The 19,989-nt window shown below is 42.5% G+C and carries 7 protein-coding genes; all 7 read right to left on the minus strand.

What is annotated here, in order from left to right; all coding sequences use genetic code 11:
* Nucleotides 1-176 precede the first annotated feature (176 nt).
* Entirely contained in the window at nt 177-4,100 is a 3,924-nt protein-coding gene (locus V7K53_RS16370) for an EAL domain-containing protein (protein WP_335198557.1), read from the minus strand.
* A gap of 265 nt (nt 4,101-4,365) precedes the next feature.
* The gene (locus V7K53_RS16375) at nt 4,366-9,831 is read right to left on the minus strand and encodes a trifunctional serine/threonine-protein kinase/ATP-binding protein/sensor histidine kinase (RefSeq protein WP_335198558.1); all 5,466 of its coding nucleotides are present in this window, start codon (nt 9,829-9,831) and stop codon (nt 4,366-4,368) included.
* Between the two features lie 477 nt (nt 9,832-10,308).
* The gene (locus V7K53_RS16380) at nt 10,309-16,641 is read right to left on the minus strand and encodes an ATP-binding sensor histidine kinase (RefSeq protein ID WP_335198559.1); all 6,333 of its coding nucleotides are present in this window, start codon (nt 16,639-16,641) and stop codon (nt 10,309-10,311) included.
* 236 nt (nt 16,642-16,877) lie between these two features.
* Nucleotides 16,878-17,024 (minus strand): hypothetical protein, encoded by a 147-nt coding sequence (locus V7K53_RS16385; protein WP_335198560.1) that lies wholly within the window; start codon nt 17,022-17,024, stop codon nt 16,878-16,880.
* A 569-nt stretch (nt 17,025-17,593) separates the two neighbouring features.
* Nucleotides 17,594-18,475 carry a ribosome biogenesis GTPase YlqF gene (gene ylqF / locus V7K53_RS16390; RefSeq protein ID WP_335198561.1) on the minus strand — a complete coding sequence of 294 codons (882 nt, stop codon included), beginning with the start codon at nt 18,473-18,475 and terminating at the stop codon, nt 17,594-17,596.
* A gap of 94 nt (nt 18,476-18,569) precedes the next feature.
* On the minus strand, nt 18,570-18,953 hold the full coding sequence (locus tag V7K53_RS16395; protein WP_335198562.1) for a VOC family protein: 384 nt from the start codon (nt 18,951-18,953) through the stop codon (nt 18,570-18,572).
* Nucleotides 18,954-19,052: 99 nt separating this feature from the next.
* A complete protein-coding gene (locus V7K53_RS16400) occupies nt 19,053-19,631 on the minus strand; it encodes a Uma2 family endonuclease (RefSeq protein WP_335198563.1) in 579 nt (192 codons plus the stop codon).
* Nucleotides 19,632-19,989 lie beyond the last annotated feature (358 nt).

Raw genomic sequence — 19,989 nt, forward strand, 5'->3', positions numbered from 1 at the left:
TAGTCATGGCTCAAATCAACACCCTTGTGTTGAGTTTAACCATTGAGTTTAACCCTCTTGACAAGATTCTATTTTTCTTAACTTGACACCAATGGGCATTTACCAAGTGTGTAATTACTGAGTAATCTTCTGACTCAGGATTAAGTACGTTTTTTGTTTCCCCTTTCCCCTTCTCCTTAAGACCAAAGGTTATAATACAAACTTTTACTTGCTAAAAGTGCTTCTGCTGTGTGGTGGCTGATGGGTTTCGAGAATAGGTACCCTTGACCGAATTTGTAGCCAAGGTGTTGTAGGTGTTCCAGTTGTTCTTGAGTTTCTATTCCTTCAGCGATCGCATCGAGTTCTAAATGGTCACTCAACGCCACAATAGTTTCGACAATCTGATGATTTTTTTTGCCTGATTGAATTTGATTTACAAAAGAGCGATCGACCTTAAGACTATCCACAGGTAAACGGTGAAGATAGTTTAACGATGAATATCCCGTGCCAAAATCGTCAATGCTAATTTGAATTCCTCGCTCTTTCAACTGGCTAAGTAGACTAATCGTAGATTCAATGTCTTCAATCAACATACTTTCGGTAATTTCTAATGTCAGGTAACGACCATTCAATTGAGTTTGAGTGAGAACCCGATCGACTTCTTCTAACAGATCGGACTGCTTGATATCTTGCGCCGAGAGATTGACACTCACTCTCATTGCAGAAAGTTCCGGGAAAGCCGTTTGCCACGCTGCCAGCTGATAACAGGCTGTACGAATTGCCCAATAGTCCAAAAGCGTAATCAGTCCTATTTCCTCAGCTATAGGGATGAATTCTCCGGGAAATTTCAACCCTTGGGTAGGGTGTTGCCAGCGAATCAGTGCTTCAAAGCCAACAAGATGTCTAGTGTCTAGAGCAACAATAGGTTGATAGTGAAGGACAAATTCTTGACATTTGATGGCTCGACGCAGATCGTTTTCTAAATGCAGTCGATTCAAAGCTTGAGTGTGCATCTCAGTATCAAAAATTTCATATCGGGCTTTGCCTTTGTTTTTTGCCCGATACATCGCAATATCAGCATCTCGCAACAAGTGGGAGGCTTGAACGTAGTCTTTTGTACCCAAGACAATACCAACGCTAGAGGTCGTATATACTTCACGTCCTTCAATCATCATGGGTGTTTGCAACTCTGCAAAAATCCGTTCTGTGATGCGAACTGCTTCCTGAATATCCTTAATTTCTTCAAGTAGGATCGCAAACTCATCGCCACCCAAACGAGCTGCGAGATCCATTGTCCGGATCGTGGCTTGGAGTTTTTCAGCAATGGCAATGAGTAATTGATCTCCTGCCAAATGTCCCAGGCTATCATTGACGACTTTGAATCGATCGAGATCGAGAAATAAAACAGCAAAATGATAATTTTCGAGACGGTAGGCTCGTTGAATAGCTAATTCCAACCGTTTCATGAAGAAATGGCGATTGGGCAACCCCGTTAGCCCATCGTGTAGGGCATCATGTTTCAACTGATTTTGCACCTGGATGCGTTCAGTGACATCGCGGGAGGTGGTTTGCAGTTGAACAATTTCACCCGTCGCATTCACAATGGGCTTAGTAAGAGTCTCAAACCAGATATAGTTACCATGCTTTTGCAGCATTCGGTAGGTGATGGGTGTGGGTTTTTTGCGGAATACTGCTGCCCGAATTTCCTGGTAAACGCGATCGCGATCGTCGGGATGAATGAAGGTATAGATATCTTCTCTGAGCATTTCGTCATACCGATAGCCCAAGAGGAACTCACAAGACGGGCTAACGTAGAGGTATCGACCATTCAACTCGTGAAGGCACACAAGATCGTTGGTATTTTCAGCTAACAAGCGATAGCGGGCTTCACTTTCTCGCATCGCTTCTTCGGCTTGTTTGCGTTCGCGTAGCGCCGCTTGGCGTTCGCTCACATCCAGAATCAGCCCATCCCAAATTATATCGCCATTGGCTTGTCGCTGCGGTCGTGCCGAGGCTTGCAACCATTTTTGCCGACCCGATGGCGTTGTCACGCGCCATTCCCAATTCCACGGGTGTAAGGTCTCGGCAGAAACCAGTACTGAATCTCGCATAGCAGGTAAATCGTCGGGATGCACCATCCGCCAAGTTACTTCCACATCCTGCTCAATATCTTGGGGTTCTAGTTCCCAGAGATATCGACAACCAGGACTGACATAAAGCATTGCATTCGATCTATCAGGATGTAGCACATACTGATAAATCACCCCTGGGGTATTGGCTGCTAGGGTTTGAAAACGGTATTCCGCTTGTCTGCGTTCGGTTACATCCAGAATCAATGTATCCCAAATAATATCACCATTGGCTTGGCGAGTGGGTCTGCCAGCAGCTTCCAGCCATTTTTCCCGCCCTGATGGTGTGGTAATTCGCCACGTCCAGTACCAGGGTTGTAATGTTTGTGCTGACTCCATCACTGAGGCTTGCATTCCAGCCACGTCTTCCGAATGGATCGTTTGCCAGAGGATGGTGGCATCTGTGACAACATCTTGGGCTTCTACTTCCCAAAGACGGTAACAACCCTGACTCATGTATACTACACTGTCAGAACCATCAGGACGGAGCAGGTAACGAAAAATCGCCCCTGGTACATTCGCCGCCATATTTTGAAACCGGGCTTCGCTCTCTCTCAGAGCCATCTCCACCCGACGGCGTTCCGTTAGTTCCAGTTGTATTTGTTGATAAAGATTGGCCTGGTGAATCGCGATCTCCAGCTGGTCTGCGACGGACTGGGCCAGTTTGATCTGGTTATCGCTCCAGGTAAACGGTTGTTGGGGCGCTATAATTGTGAAACTCCCCCACAGGGCGTCTTCAATCACTAGGGGAATGAGTAACCAAGCGCCGGGTATGATTTGGGCGACTTCCTGGTTAATCTCATTGTCGAGGTTGGTTGTATTTTCCACCCGCACAACCTGCAACTGCTTGAGTTGAGCTGCAAAGGGATTACCCACATCGGGAATCTCAAAGCCAATGACTGTTGGTGCGTCTGGATTGTGGCGAAATTCCGCAATATGTTTCCAAATGCCCTGTTCTGGCAGATATTGCACCACAAAGCAGTCCAGGGTTTTCAAAAGTTTCGCTGTTTCTGCTGTCGCGGTGGCAAAAATCGTGTCTAAATCAAGGGAGTTGCGGATGGATTGGAAAACTCGATTCAGTGCTTGTTCGCGTTGAATTTGCTCCTGTAATGCGGTGATGTCTCGCCCGACGGATTGAATTTCGGTTAACTGCCCATGCTCATCAAAAATCCCCAAGTTAATCCATTGTGTCCAGCCAATCTGGTTGTGGGAGCGGTAGTCCTGATTGATGTTTTCAAAGATTGGGTTTTTTGGGGTGAGGGCTGCAATTTTGCGAGACAACTCGTTTAAATCCTCTGGCGGTACAAAGGTACTCCATCGCCATCCAATTACATTCTCCAAGGATTGACCGAGAGCAAGGCAAAGAGAATCATTCGCAAAAGTAATGGTGGTGTCCGGTAGCGATCGCAAAATCAAGTCTGTTTGTACCTGGATCACCTGGCGGTAGCGGCGTTCACTTTTTACCAGGGTATTTTCGACGATCTGCTGTTCTAAATGCTGGCGTTTGCGATCGCTAATATCTTGAAACGCCACAATCGCATACGTCACCTCACCCCGATCGCCAAAAACCGGAGTCGCCCAAACCTCCAGAGGAATCACTCGATCGCCGCGATGAATTTCTAGATCGTCAACCCAAATCGTTTCTCCAGCCAAAGACCGAGTACTGGGTAAAGCTTCCAAGGGATAGAGTGCCTGAGTACCCTCACGGTAAACTTGAAAGACTTCTGAGAGTTGGTCTGGACTCAGTTCTAATGGGCAATCGGTGTCTAGCAATGCCTGTGCCAGATGATTTATGTAAACAAGTTGCCCTGTTGAGTCGTGGACAGCGATCGCAATAGGGGTGGCATCTAGAAATTGAATGAGACGGCTTTGGCTTTCTGATAAAGCCGCACTTGCTAGCAGTGATTCTACCAGAGACTTCACATTCTGCGGCGTATTTTCCCAATCCTCTGAAGAAATCTGCTTGAGGGAGAAGGGTTGCTGTTTTTCCATAAATGCAGCATTGGCAACCTAGTGAAACGTGAGTTCAACGAATGGAAAAAGGCACGTATATGATAAATTATAGGTTTATAAGTTATCGAAGCAGAATTTAGGTGGTCACTTTGACTACATAGTTCGACTGCGGTTCCATCGAGCGGACTTGTACTGCCCTTCTCTGCGAGACGCTACGCGAACGGCTACGCTCAGGAACCGCGCAGTCGAAGTAGTCGAGATGCTCACCGTAAACTCAGTGACCAACTGAATTTTGACTTCTTTTTCAAGCCGAGAAAGGTAGCTGAATCACAAATTCAGTTCCGTCGCCAGGTTGAGAATTCACTGCGATCGCTCCGCTATGTTTTTCGACAATAATTTGCCGAGCGATCGCCAGTCCTAATCCCGTACCTTTACCCACACTTTTTGTCGTAAATAAATAGTCGAAAATCTTTTCTTTGATTTCCTCACTCATCCCCTTACCATTATCTAGAATACTAATTTTCACCCCTTGAGCTTCTACTGAAGTTGTAATTGTAATCCAGTTGGGATTTGCTTTAATTTCTGCAATATTCCGCCCAGTATTTGACTCATCTAAGGCATCAATGGCATTTGCCAAAATATTCATAAATACCTGATTTAATTGACCAGGGAAACATTCTATTTGAGGTAAATCACCGTAGTTGGTAATCACTTCAATTGCTGGACGTTGCTCGTTAGCTTTGAGACGATGTTTCAAAATTAAAATAGTACTGTCGATGCCTTGATCGATATTAAATGGCACTTTATAATCTTTATCGGCACGGGAGAAAGTTCGTAAACTGGTGCTGATATTTTTCAGGCGATCGCACGCCATAACCATTGCATCAATCATCTTCGGTAAGTCTTCTAAGCTATAATCCAAGTCGATTGTCTCAGCATGATCGAGAATTTGCTCACTCTTATTTGGTAGACTTTCTTGATATAACTTTAAGTGTTCGGTAATATCAGCAACGGTGGGTTTAGCTTGTTTGAGGCTAGCAGCAATAAAGCCCAAAGGATTATTCATTTCATGGGCTACCCCTGCAACTAAATTACCCAGTGCAGACATTTTTTCACTTTGGACAATTTGTAATTGTGCCTGTTGTAAATCAATTAGTGCTTGCTGAGCTTGTTGATACAATCGGGCATTTTCCAAAGAAATTGCGGCTTGAGCGCAGAGCAAGTTGAGCAGTTCGACGCGATCGCTCGTAAAGGCTCCAGTCGCCAAATTGTTTTCTAGGTACAACACCCCAAGCAATTTACCCTGATTTAAAATCGGACTACACAGAATACTCTTAGGCTGCTGTTGCTGAATGTAGCGGTCATAAATTAATTGGGGATGCACTGTGGCATCAATAATCACAGCAGTTTGGAAACTGCGTTTAACAGTATTAATTAAGCTAACTGGTAGATCGATAGACTCTTCAACAGGCTGTGGATTGGTCAGCATGGGCGAAAAATCAACTTTGCTATTTCCATCCAGCTTTGCTAATGCCCGAATCAATAAATTACCTGACTCTGCCAGCATTAATACACACTTATCGGCACCAGCATTTTCAATGACAATATGCAGCAACGATGAAAGTAGTTTTTCAAATTCAATTTCGCTTGAGATAGTTTGAGAAGCTTTGAGAATTGCAGCTAAATCTAAAGCCACAGAGATACTACTGCTAGAACTGGTAGAAGTGACACTCCCCAAGGTAAAGATCGTTTCATAAGTTGAGAGGAGAGAACGGGTTTGCTGGAGGATGGGGGCGAGGAGTTGGGGATAATGTCTTTCCAAATGGGCAACCTTAGCTTTAGCACCCCAACGAGCATAGCCATAGTAGGCTTCGGTCATGTAGTCCTGGGCAATGCGCTGTTTGCCCCAGTCGAGGTAGAACTTGGCAGCGAGTTCGTTAGCAAGGCTCTCTTCTTGGATATATTCGTTCGCTTTGGCTCCAGAAATGGCCTTGTCATATAGCTCAATAGCTTCGGCTTTCTGTCCTAACACTCGGCATTTTTCGGCTTCTACCAAATCAACTTTATGCTGGTGATTCATCGGGGCATGATGCGCCCAATGCTGTAAGTTGGTTTGATTTTCTGCTACACGCTCTAAGATTGTTGACACCTCGCCTGACGGTTGACTCAATAGTGCCAGAGCAATCAAAGAATCATAGAAATAAAAAGCAGGTTCGCCGACCATTCCCCCAGCAGTCATTAAATAGTTTCTGCCCTCAATGGCATGGTGATTTGCTGACTCAATTTCTCCAAATAAAAAGCAAAGGGTCAGTTTATATAAATAGAAGTTATACAGCCCAAACAGGTCATTCGCAGACAGCAGCAAGGGCAAAAGTTCCCTCTCTTCCAGGTCTGAGCCAGACAAAAGGGTGGGATTCTCCGCAAAACCTAGTAAATTTAAAATAGATTGCAGATAAATCAGGCAGTAATTGGCAGTCGTCAATTGGTTTATTTGCACCAAACCGTTGTAGTAGGTGCGCGTATCCGACTCCAAAGTGACAAGGGGCTGACCGCACCAAAAAGAAGTGAGGCAGAAACAGTATCCACTATATCCGGCGAATTGCAGGTTTCCAACTTCTAGGGCAGTCGTGTAGCTCTCGCTCAATAGTGGTAGCATTTCTTTGACGTGAGATTTACGGTGTAGCATAAATCCTGCCAGCGTCACTAATACTTCAGGTTTAGTTATTTTAGCATCGAGTTTTAAGACAACATTCAAGGCCAACCGACCAAACTCGATTGCTAAATCCACATCTTGCAATAATTTACAGACAATCATGCTATAGCAAGCATAGTGATACGCTGAAGCAGAGATGTTTCCGTACCGCAGGGATAATTTGATTGAAAAGGAAGTCAGTACTGAGAACAAGGGAGAGCCACAGAGATAAGCTGCTGGTATGATGCTGCTGGCAATCTGGATAATTGCCAGTTTGTTCGGATCTGTCATCACCGGGAGGTGAACAAAATCTTCAATTTTCCTGTCTCCAATCAGTTCGGTAATCTCTTGGATTGACTGTTGAATATCTTCTGGTGTGGGGGCTTCTGGAATTGTGACGCCAAGCTGTTGCAGGAGTTTCTGTCCGATCGCAATGGCTTCGCTCAGTTTATTCCCAGAGGTATTGGCTTGAATTTGAATGCGGTAAACATTGACCTGTTCCATTAAAGAGTGTGCGTGAGTGATGACCGTCTCAATCAACTGTTCCATCGCCTCAAAGTCACCGCACAGCATTGCTAATTCAGTCAAATCGTCATGGAATGATAGCGTCATTTGATAGTGTTGCTGCCAAGCACTTTCTCCCAACAAGGATAATCCAGTGCTGGCATATTCACGACCCGCTTGATAGGCGGTGGCATTTTTGGCTTTGCCACAAGTAATCAGATTGAGTTGGGCTAATACTTCTCGTTCTGTTTGTTTGGTAATTAAAGCAGTTCCGTAATTTAATTGATTGACTATTTCAAAAATCCGGTCTTCTCTTGCTGCTGGGGAAATCTGTTGTAAAAGCAGTTGTCCGATTTGGTAATGAGTCGTCTGTTTTTGGTCGTGAGGAATCAGCGAATAGGCAGCTTGTTGGACGCGATCGTGTAAAAATTTGTATGTAACAGTCTCTTGATTTTCCGATGTATGTGCAAGAGTTTCTTGCCCGACATAAAACTTATAAACATCACTGAGCGGTAAAATCAATCCTTCTTGTAATGCTTTCCACAAATCAGCAGCCGTATCAATTTCCGATTGTTCTGAAACAATTGCCAAAGTTTCTAAATCAAACTGGTTGCCAATACAAGCTGCTAGCTGCAATATATTTTGAGTTGAAGGAGGCAGTTTTCCTAATTGCAATGCCATAAAAGCAACAACATCATCTGTAACCGCTTGAGTCGTAACTTGTGCAATGTCACATTGCCAACAGGCTAACTCAAAACCAAATTGAATTAGACGATCTTGATGTAATGCTTTGAGAAACTGAGTAGCAAAAAACGGATTACCTTGAGTTTTTTGATATACCAGTTGAGAAAGATTCCATGCCAAACTTTCTCTACATTTAAGTGTCTCAGCAACTAACTGATTAACTTGCACTTCATCCAGTGCTGTTAAATTAATTGTATTAATCGTTGCTTGATTTTTTTTAATTTCACCCAAAGTCAATATTAATGGATGTGCTGGGTTAACTTCGTTATCACGATATGCACCAATGACGAGAAGATGTCCTGCATCAGCCATTAATAGCTGCATTAAATTCAGCGATGCCGAATCAGCCCATTGTAAATCATCTAAAAATATCACTAATGGATGTTCTTTACTAGTAAAGACTTGGGTAAATTTTTGGAACAATAAATTAAATCTATTTTGTGCCGCAGTTCCAGATAACTCTCTTGCAGATGGTTGTTGCCCAATAATTCTTGATAATTCGGGAATGACTTCAATAATTACTTGTCCATTTTCTCCAACCGCATCTAATATTTTGTTTTTCCATTGCTCTAGCTGAACATTATTTTCTGTTAACAATTGTTCCATTAAATCTCGGAATGCTTGCACAAATGCACTGAAGGGAATATTTCGTTGAAATTGGTCAAATTTCCCTTTGATAAAATAACCGCGTTGTCGCACAATGGGTTTATGAACTTCGTTAACAACCGCAGTTTTCCCAATTCCCGAAAACCCAGCTACCAGCATCATTTCTGTTGCCCCAAGGCTGACTCGCTCAAATGCTTGAAGTAGGGTTAATACTTCGGTTTCTCTTCCATAGAGTTTATCGGGAATGATGAAGCGATCGCACACATCCCGGCGCGCAATTTCAAAGCTTTCAATCCGACAAGTTTCTTGTAGCTGATTTAAACAAGTTTCTAAATCAAACTTCAGTCCCAAGGCGCTTTGATATCTATCTTCAGCATTTTTCGCCATCAATTTCATGACGATATCTGAAATCACCTGGGGAATATCTTTTCTATTCCCTATTCCCATTCGGACTTCGGTGTGACACATCGACAATCTCAAGGCAGAGAGGCTCAAGACAGAAGCCTGTTCCCTGTTCCCCAATGCTGTAGGCATTTTAGCAATATGAGAATGTACCAACTCCATCGGATCGTTTGATTGAAATGGTAATTCTCCAGTGAGTAATTCGTAAAAACTCACACCTAAAGAATAAAAGTCAGTTCGATAGTCAATTCCCCGATTCATTCTGCCTGTTTGTTCTGGAGAAATATAAGCAAGCGTTCCTTCTAACACATTGGGATTGATGAGAGTTTGGGTTTCTCGTGGTAGTAAAGATGCAATACTAAAGTCGATTAATTTAACTTGTTTAGTTTCGGGATTAATTAAAATATTGGCTGGTTTAATATCTTTATGAATAATGCGCGAACGGTAGAGGATATCTAAGGCATTGCAGAGAGCGATCGCCACCTCTAAAAACTCTATCAAAGATGGCGCTGTTTCCCCTTGAAAAGTCCATTTCTTTAAGGAAATTCCTCCGAAGTCTTCCATTACTAATGCATAGCCATTTTGGTATGGTTCCAGGCTGTAGGCTTGAATAATCAGGGGTGAGTTGAGATTTTTGGCAATGGTGTACTGATTGCGAAACTGCACCAGTTCACAGAAGCTGGGATAAGGATTTTTCAGCAGTTTAATCACTACAGGTTCTCGATCGATTTCTCGATACCCTCGATAAACTAGGGTTCTGGAACCATTGTAAAGTTCTTCACTGATGCGATATCCAGGAATACTGACTAAAGTGCTAAACATATTGCTAACTAAATCCAGAGAATTTCTAGATTTAGTATTCCCATATATCTGAAAATTATTTATAGCATTTCCTAATTTAATGAAGTGTAAATAACAACCTCACCTCTATCCATTACGCCGATATTTCTCAACATTTGTGAGAGTATTCACTCACGTTTATACAACCTTAATTAGTTCTTCATTAACTTTCAATACACCTCTTGCATAAATAATTTTTGTCTCACGCATCCCCCTTTATACCTTCTCGCAAGGTAGGCGCAAATAAGAACTTTTGTAAGAGGTCTAATAAAGAGAATATTAAGAGCCAACTTTTCAAGTAAGTAAGTTGGTACAACAAAACCAAACTATGTGAAGAAAGATAAACTAGATTAAAACCATCTTCCCTTCTGCCTGATCCCAATGACAAATTCTTACACCGACCTACTTATGTCTGACACCTCATTTGCTTAGGAAATACTATATAAACAGAAAAAATATTTACACCGGAATTTCAATGATAAACTCTGTCCCCTCACCGAAAATGGAGTTACAACTCAACTTACCATGATGGGTTTCTTCAACGATTTGACGAGCGATCGCTAATCCTAAACCTGTGCCTTTGCCGACAGATTTTGTCGTAAATAAATGGTCAAATATCTTATTTTTAACTTGTTCGCTTATCCCCTTGCCGTTATCACTTATCGCAATTTTTATAGCATTGTTTTCTATCGAAGTTTTAATTGCAATCCTGTTAATATTGGCTTGAATCTCCTCAAATTTATGTCCTATATTAGACTCATCTAAGGCATCAATCGCATTAGCGATTATATTCATAAATACCTGATTTAATTGTCCAGGAAAACATTCTACTTGAGGTAAATTACCGTAGCTGGTGACAACTTCAATAGCAGGACGTTGTTCATTGGCCTTCAGACGATGTTTCAAAATTAAAATTGTGCTATCGATTCCTTGGTGGATATTGAAAGGCACTTTGTAGTCTTGATCGGCACGCGAGAAAGTTCTCAAACTAGTGCTGATATTTTTTAGCCTGTCGCACGCCATAGACATGGCATCAATCATCTTAGGCAAGTCTTCTAAGCTATAATCCAAGTCAATTTCTTCAGCATGGTTTTTAATTTCATCATTTTTGTGGGATAAACTTTCTTGATAAAGCTTTAAGTGTTCAACAATATCAGCAACAGTAGGTTTAGCTTGCTTGAGACTGGCAGCAATAAAACCAAGGGGATTATTCATTTCGTGAGCCACACCAGCAACTAAGTTGCCCAGTGCTGACATTTTTTCACTTTGAACAATTTGTAATTGGGCATTTTGTAAATCGTTCAATGCTTGTTGTAAATCAAGTGATTTTTGCTGCAAGGCAAGTTCAGCCTGTTTGCGATCGCTAATATCTCGCATCACAACGACTGCACCGAGTTTGTTACCCGAAGAATCGAAGATCGCTTGTCCGCTAGCTAACAAAATTCTCTTAGAACCATGCTTCGGTGCAATTACCATTTCAGCGTTTTCGACTATTTCCCCTTGCAAGGCGCGAAACAAAGGAATTTCCGTGGTTGATAGAGGTGTGTGCCCATCTGGTTGATAAAGATCGAAATGTTCTGTCCACTGTTCTGCTGGTAATGATTCTACTGGTAAGCCATGAAAGTCACGAGTTGCTTTGTTAAATAAAGTCAATTTGCCACTAGCATCACAAACAACAATCCCATCAGTAATATTGTGAATGATGGCATTCAAAAACTCTCGTTCTTTGGCTAGAGATTCTTCAGCCTGTTTGCCATTGCTAATATCAATCACCACCCCATCCCAGACGATTGCCCCATCGACTTGTCGCTCTGGCCGAGCCGCAGATTGAATCCATTTTACGGTTCCTGAAGGCACGATAATCCGCCATTCTTCCTTAAAGGGTGTGAGATTTTGGGCAGAGTAGGCGATCGCTTGGGCAATAGCCGGGCGATCGTCAGGATGATTCATGGTGTAAAGGCTATGCGTCCCTGTCATCACCAACTCTGGCTCTAACTCATACAAGTCGAGACAGCCAGAACTAACGTAGGGTGTTGAAGTTGAACCATCTACCTCTAGACGGAATTGGTATACCATCCCAGGAATATTATTTGCTAAATTTTGGAAGCGGATTTCACTAGCCTGCAATTTTGCTAGAGATTGTACCAATTGTTGGGCATAGTTCTGAGAATTTTGGTAAATTCGGGCATTTTCCAAAGAAATTGCGGCTTGGGTACAAAGTAAGTTCAGCAGTTCGACGCGATCGCTTGTAAAGGCTCCGGTTGCCAAATTATTTTCTAGGTACAATACGCCCAGCAATTTACCCTGATGCAAAACTGGGCTGCACAAGATACTCTTGGGCTGCTGTTGCTGAATATACGGGTCATTGAGTAGTTGCGGATGCACCGTGGCATCAGTAATTACTACTGGTTGTAAGTTGCGTTTGACATTATTAATTAAGCCAACTGGCACATCAACTGAGTCTTCAACAGGCTGTGGGTTGAGCAACATCGAGTAAAAATCGACGGCAGTCTGATTCTGTACACCGCTCAGAGAAAGCTGTGCTAAAGCCTGAACTAGCAACCGATCTGACTCCAAAAGCATGAATACACATTTATCGGCTCCAGCATTTTCAATGACAATATGCAGCAAAGCTGAAAGCAGCTTTTCGAGTTCGATTTCCCCAGAAAGGGTTTGGGAAGCTTTGAGAATGGTAGCTAAATCTAAAGCAACAGAGACGCTGCTATTATCGGAAGTGGCGGAATTGGTGGAGGTGACACTCCCCAATGTGAAGATAGTGTCGTTAGTTGAGAGGGGAGAACGGGTTTGCTCTAAGATGGGGGCGAGGAGTTGGGGATAGCGTCGTTCCAAGTCGGCGACTTTGGCTTTAGCGCCCCAACGAGCATAGCCATAGTAGGCTTGAGTCATATATGACTGAGCAATCTGCTCTTTGCCCCAATTGAGGTAGAATTTAGCTGCCAGTTCATTGGCAAGTGCTTCTTCTTGGGTGTAACCGTGTTCTTTAGCTAGAGTTATGGCGCGATCGTACAAATCTATTGCCTCTGATTTCTGCCCTAAGACCCTGTATCGGTCAGCTTCAACTAAATAAAATTTGTGCAGGTAATTTTCTAGAGCATGGTCAGCCCACTTTTTCATTTTTTCCTGATTTTTAGCCACCCGTTGCAGAATGTGTTGCTGTTGTGCCTCACAAACCTGAGAATAGATTGCCAGATTGGCTAAAGAATCATAGGTGTAGCAGAGCGGAACTATGAATAAGCCTGTAGCACCACCTATATAGTTTTCAGCAGCGATCGCGGCTTCTATCGCCAACTCAAACTTGCCAAACATGTAACACAGAGCAAGTTGGTTGGTATAGAAATAATACAGCGCAGTCTGATCGCCCGATCGCTGGAGGGCTGGCACAATTTCCTCTCGATTAAAGGCATTTCCAGTCAGCTGCCAAGGTTCAGCAGAATCGCCAAGCATATTCAAAATTGGTTGCTGAAAAACGGTCAGATGACTGGTAAGACCTTCTTGGTTAAGCTGCTTGAGCTGATCTCGGAAAGCAGCACTCTCTCGGCTAAGATCGCTTAATTCTTTGCCCAAAAACCAACAGTATGAGATGTAAATGAATCCGCAAATAGCAGCCGATTCTAAATCTCCCGTTTCCAATCCAACTTCGTAGCCTTCCCTAAGATACGGTAAGGAGTTCTTGAGCGGCTCTTTCCAATGCCACACGCAACAGTATATTCCGACATAGACTCTGGACTTCAGTTCTTTGGCATTGAAATGTTCCAGCAACAAGTGTGCTAGTTGTGCAAACTCATAGCCAGAGTAAATCTCTCCTGTCATCCCACAAAGTATCATTCCATAGTAGCCATAGCCAATTGCCGAAAATGAACTATTGCCATATTGAACGGATAAATTGACCTGTTCGAGGACAATAAACGGTAACAGCGCTGGAGTGACAACAAAGGCAGCAGCAGAGACAGTGGCAAGAATCCGTACAACTGCTAACTTGTTAGGATCTGTCATTTGGGGCAAATTGATTAAATCCAGCGGTTGCCTTCCAGCCAAAATGGATTTAGTCGTCTCGAATGCTTTGGCAATATCTGATTGACTGGGTTGCTTTGTCAGGCTGTTTCCTAAACGCTCCACACTCTTGAGGGCAATCTCTACTGCTTCTATAAATTGATGTTGGGCTTGAGCTGCCTGAATTTGAACTTCATAGACCTTGATCGTATCCAACAAGTTTCTAGAGTGTTCTGTAATGATTGCCGCCAATTGTGTCATCTGCTCAAAGTTGCCGCTCAGGTAAGCGGCTTCAGTGGCAGCTTCGTAGAGGGCTAAGGTTAACTCATACTGCGTTTGCCACATATCCTCAGCTAACAAGGCAATGCCCGTAGTGCAATACTCAAATGCGGCTGTATAGGCAGTTGCGGCTCTGGCTTTTTGTCCAGCTTTCAGATTGAGTTGGGCGAGTTCTATTTGCTCAGATAAATCGACAATTAGGGATTTGCCGATATTAAGTTGGTTAAGGATTTCAAATAATTTTTCGTCTTGTTTGGCAACAGGCGTATGAGTCAGTAATAGTTGCCCAATTTTTAGGTGGGCGATCTGTTTTTGTTCGCCTGGAATCAGGAAATAAGCAGCTTGCTGGACGCGATCGTGCAAGAATTTGTAAACCGTCATTTGTCCTCTCTTACAAAGTTCTGATCGGAGGAAACCTCCGCTCAGACTTTGCGCTTTGTCACTTGTCATTTGCAAATGACCAATCACCAATGAGGAATCCTGATAAAACTTGTAAATTTCATTGGTAGGAATGATAAATCCTTCTTGCAATGCTCTCCACAAGTCTGAAGCGGTTTCTGTCTGCGACTTTTCATAAACGATCGCTAACGTCGCCAAATCGAACTGATTGCCGATACAGGCTGCTAGTTTTAGAACATTTTGAGTGATGTCGGGCAATTTTTGAAGTTGTTGTGCCATAAATTCCACCACATCATCAGTGAGAGCAAGCGATCGCACTTGCGCTACATTACACTGCCAAAAACCAACCTCCCAATCAAAGCTAATCAGCCCATCCTCATGTAGCGCTTTCAAAAACTGAGTTGTGAAAAAAGGATTGCCTTTGGCTTTTTGATAAACTAACTCTGTTAACGGTAATGCTTTTTCAGTTGCACAACTGAGCGAATCGGCGATTAAATGGTTGACATCTGCTTGACTTAAGGGAGCTAGACTCAAGGTGTTGACGCAGGAGAATGACTTTTCAATTTCATCTACCGCTAACATGAGTGGATGAGCCGCAAACACCTCGTTATCCCGGTATGCACCAATAATGAATAGATAGCCGCAATCGCTTTGAGACATTAACAATTTCAGCAAATTCAGCGATGCCGAATCTGCCCACTGCAAATCATCCAGAAATATTACTAACGGATGCTCTCTGGTTGTGAATACCTGAATAAACTGTTGGAACAGCATATTGAAACGGTTTTGTGCCGCACCGCCTGATAGTTCAGCGATGGCAGACTGTTTGCCAATCAGCTGCTCTAGTTCAGGAATTACCTCGATCAGAAGTTGTCCGTTCTCTCCAACTGCCGTTAAAATTTTACTTTGCCACTGCTTTAGCTGAGTATCGCTTTCACTAAGCAGCTGTCCGATTAGGTCGCGAAAGGCTTGTACAAAAGCAGACAGAGGAATGTTACGGTTGAACTGGTCGTATTTGCCCTTGATGAAGTAGCCGTTCCAGCGCACAATCGGTTTATGCACTTCATTGACGATCGCGGTTTTGCCAATACCAGAGAAACCTGCCACTAGCATCAGTTGAGAGCCACCATTGGCCACATAACCAAATGCTTCTAATAGTGTCTTTACCTCCGATTCCCGCCCGTAGAGTTTTTCGGGTATGAGAAAGCGATCGCTGATATCGCGCTGTCCTAAATCAAACCAGGTGTGTTTGCCTGTTTCTCGCCACTGTTCTAAGCAGGTAACAAGGTCATGTTTAAGTCCTAGCGCACTTTGATAGCGGTCTTCGGCATTCTTCGCCATCAGTTTGCGGATAATTTCGCCCAGCATCAAGGGCAATTTGGGGTTGAAATCACACAGGCAGGGTGGAAGTTTCGCAATGTGGTAATGCACCAACTCCATTGGTTCATGGGACTCAAAGGGCAGTTTTCCACTCAGTAATTCAAAGAAAGTCACACCTAAGGAATAAAAGTCACTGCGGTAGTCAATGCCTCTGTTCATCCGTCCGGTTTGCTCTGGCGACAGATAGGCTAGCGTTCCCTCCAATCCATTGAGGCTCTGGATTTCCTGGGTTTCTCGTGGTAAGAGCGAGGCAATACTAAAGTCAATCAGCTTGATTTGTTTCGTGTCAGGGTGAATCAGGATGTTGGTTGGCTTGATGTCTTTGTGAATGACGCGCTGTTGATGTAACTGGTGTAAAATTTCTAGTAGTTGCAGAGCAATGGGTAAAAATTGCTCTAATGTCAGTGTTTTTCCTTGAGTAAATTGCCGCAAAGAAACACCACCAAAGTCTTCCATGACTAGGGCATAGCCATTGTGATGGGCTTCCAGGCTGTAGGGTTTGATAATGCCGGGAATATTTAGGTTTTTAGCGATCGCATATTGGTTGCGAAACTGGACTAATTCGGTAAAAGTTGGGTATTCTCGTTTTAAGAGCTTGATGACAACTGGTAGGCGATCGCATTCTCGAATTGCCCGATACACTTGAGTACGAGAACCTGAATAAAGTTGCTCGACGATCTGGTAGCCAGCAATCCTTAAAGTTCCATCAACTTTTGCGCTCATAAATTTTTACGAAAATCTCTTTATACTAGTGTTATAATTCCCACTACCATATATTGGTTAACAAGCATTAAAAAAGTTACATTGGGTATAGGGCACTGGAGGCAAAGAGTAGGAATGCAAACACCTTCATGTAGATACGTCCATCGCTTTTTGATGATTTACCCAAGTAGCATCAGAACTCCCTCAAAGAGTTTTTGATCTGACAAAGAAAGGCATGAAGCAACAGCAAAGAAGTATTAATTTAGTTGGTGAGTGGCAAGAACTTGTGCAGACATAGTTTTACCAGTACCGCTTATCCCAGAAAATAATGCTGTAATGCTCAAGCCGCGAGTACTTTTATTAGCAAATCTCCATTTTTCATAAACCGTTAAGTATCTAGGCATAAATAAATTTAAAGTTTGTAGTAAGGACTTTAGTCCTGATAATCCTTGCTCTGAGAGATAAATCGCTCACTACAAACTAGGAGTTTATTTTATGTTTAATTATGTCTACCTACTGAGTCGCTGTTGTTTGTGTAGTACTAGACCGTTTAAAGTGGCTCCGGTATCTAGCGCGATCGCATTTTTCAGTAACTATGTGCCACTCCAAGAAATCATATTGACTGTGCTATTTTAGTCTAGTTTAAGCTCAAAGATTTAGCTGATAAAACTGGTCAAACAATTCATCAAATCAAGCATTTTATACCAATTGGAAAAAAGAATGCGACAAATAGACAATTTGTAGAGACGCGATTCATCGCGTCTTTACCCAAGGATGTGTTGCAATCATTAATTGAATTGGTATTATGTTGTCAAATTATTTAGCTCCGTAATTAAAAGTCAAGACGTTACCATATTTATCGCCTAGTTGTTTGGCGCGCAGGACGGTATAGCGGCGCCATTGCTTATGATAGTTGCATAAGTCCTGTTAAAAATCAAACAGGTTTCCTAATTTTTACTATTTGAATTTAGATTTAATTGGGTGGCAATTCTAAACTCATTTCACCCAACAACCCCTTGCGAAAATCTGTTAAAAGTTGCCTTGCTGCTCGCTCTACATCACCTTTGTAACGATGGTCTGCTAAAGCATGTAAATAGGTATCTCCGGTGTCTGATGTTGAATCGAGTTGGTAGCGAGACTGTAATGGTTTTTTTGGTAATAAATCTCCTGCTACAGTTTCTAAATAGTTGAGTAAATCCACTAAGGCTGCTGCTACTAGCTGGTTATCGTAAGATGCTTCACCGATATCATCACAAATAGCTAATTTCAAGGCTGCATCTTGGTCTTCTAATCTTAGAGGAATGACACCAGGAGCATCTAGCAATTCTAAATGTTCGGAAATTCGCACCCAGCGTAGTTGGCGAGTTACCCCAGGACGGGCTGCACTTTCCACGACTCGCTTTCCTAACAGGCGGTTAATTAAAGCTGATTTACCGACATTGGGAAAACCAATCACCACAGCCCGCACTGGACGGGGTAACATCCCGCGATCGCTTCTTCTTTGATTGAGTTCTACCCCAGCGGCTTGCGCTGCCCGCGCTACTTCTGCTATACCTTTACCATGTTGAGCGTTGGTAAAATAGGGGACTTCTCCTTGACGTTTAAACCAATCGATCCATAGCGATCGCATTTGTGGTGTAATCATATCTACTCGGTTAAGTATCAATACTCGTGCCTTACCTTCTACCCACTCACCTATTTGGGGATGGTGAGTCGCTAAGGGAATCCGAGCATCTCGTACCTCAAACACCACATCTACGCGCTTCAGCTGTTCTTTTAGCTTCCTTTCAGCTTTCGCAATATGACCTGGATACCATTGAATCAGGTTTAATCTATAGTTTTGAGTTATAGCCATTTGTCCTTTGTTATTTGTCCTTTGTTATTTGTTCTTTGTTATTTGTCCTTTGTTATTTGTCCTTTGCCCTTTGCAAATGACCAATGACAAATGACTAATGACTCCCTCTAGCAGCTTGATGTAAAATCAGACGATTGCCATCAGGATCATAAGCATATATTTCTCTGCCGTGGGAAGCAATGGAAATGTCTCCTGGTGGAGGATAGCCCAAAGCAGTTAGGTAAGCGATCGCATCTTCTAAGTTACTCACCTCTAAACACAAACTTATCTTACTTTTGGCAATCGCTTCAAATTCCGATTCGTTTGTGTTCTTTGGTTTAAAAATACCTAATTGCATACTAACTAAATTAAACTCAGCATAGACGTTCGGAACCAAGGGAACTGGCTTTTGCTCTAGCAATTTGGTATAGAAATTCACTAACATCTCAAAATTAACCGATGCTATGGTGACAAATGCGTTAGTGTACTGAAAAACCATATAAGCTTTAAGTTCTTTGATTTTTTTGAGACTCTCACTTTTCTAAAGTTCTTACACTCAGCACTTGCGGCAGTGTCGAATCTGGTGGATAAATCACATTTATGCAAAAATCTGCTGTAAATTTAAAACCAAACCAGCGAGAACATCTTCACCCGATAAACTTGTGGGAGATTGTAAAACTTCCGGTGCAAGATTTAAGCGATAAATTATTACTTGTTTATCTTTAGGATTAATTAACCAACCCAGTTGTAAACCATTTGCTAAGTATTCCTCCATTTTGGCTTTAGTATCTTCCACATCATCAGTTTCAGAAACTAATTCCACTGCAAAATCAGGACACAAAGGGAGAAATTTCTTTCTTTTTTCTAGGGTAAGAGCATCCCATCTTTCTATCTTTACCCAAGAAGCATCAGGTGAACGAGTTGCCCTATTTGGTAATTTAAACCCAGTAGAAGAATCAAAAGCTTTTCCCAAATTATTTTGATTGCTCCAAAACCATATCTGACCTAATAAATCAAAATTACGGTTTCCCGTTTCTCCGCCAGTCGGTGACATGATAATTAATTCCCCGTCAGCAGTTAACTCTAGTCGTAATTCTTTATTCACGGCTACAATTTGTGCAAATTCCTCATCAGTAAATTGCAGATTAGAAGGTAATTGTAAGGTTAAAGCAGTCATAATTAATTGCGCTCCACAAAAATCCTAGTTGCATCAAACCCATCTGCTGCTAATTGGGAAGATTTAGCCTCTACCTATACTTTAGGAATTCCTTCTAACAAATGCCCCATTGTTTGATTTTTTAAAACAATTTTGGGGTAGGTAATAGGGGTGAGAGACTGAATGAGAAAACAAAATCTCTAGTATAGTAATCCTATCTAATTTGTGAAAATTCTCAGTGTGCAGATCCCCGACTTCTCAAAGAAGTCGGGGATCTAGCTTTTCACAAATGATTTAGGATTGCTATATAGTGTTATATCAATCATCACATACGTAGACTACTTTTTGTATTCCAGACTAGCCGTTGCCATTTTCTCTC

Source organism: Nostoc sp., assembly GCF_036917355.1.
Classification (GTDB): Bacteria; Cyanobacteriota; Cyanobacteriia; order Cyanobacteriales; family Nostocaceae; genus Nostoc.

Coding starts and splice junctions, on each gene's coding strand:
- V7K53_RS16400 (WP_335198563.1), bottom strand. CDS start 19,631: ATGACTGCTTTAACCTTACAATTACCTTCTAATCTGCAATTTACTGAT.
- V7K53_RS16370 (WP_335198557.1), bottom strand. CDS start 4,100: ATGGAAAAACAGCAACCCTTCTCCCTCAAGCAGATTTCTTCAGAGGAT.
- V7K53_RS16385 (WP_335198560.1), bottom strand. CDS start 17,024: ATGCCTAGATACTTAACGGTTTATGAAAAATGGAGATTTGCTAATAAA.
- V7K53_RS16395 (WP_335198562.1), bottom strand. CDS start 18,953: ATGGTTTTTCAGTACACTAACGCATTTGTCACCATAGCATCGGTTAAT.
- V7K53_RS16380 (WP_335198559.1), bottom strand. CDS start 16,641: ATGAGCGCAAAAGTTGATGGAACTTTAAGGATTGCTGGCTACCAGATC.
- V7K53_RS16375 (WP_335198558.1), bottom strand. CDS start 9,831: ATGTTTAGCACTTTAGTCAGTATTCCTGGATATCGCATCAGTGAAGAA.
- ylqF (WP_335198561.1), bottom strand. CDS start 18,475: ATGGCTATAACTCAAAACTATAGATTAAACCTGATTCAATGGTATCCA.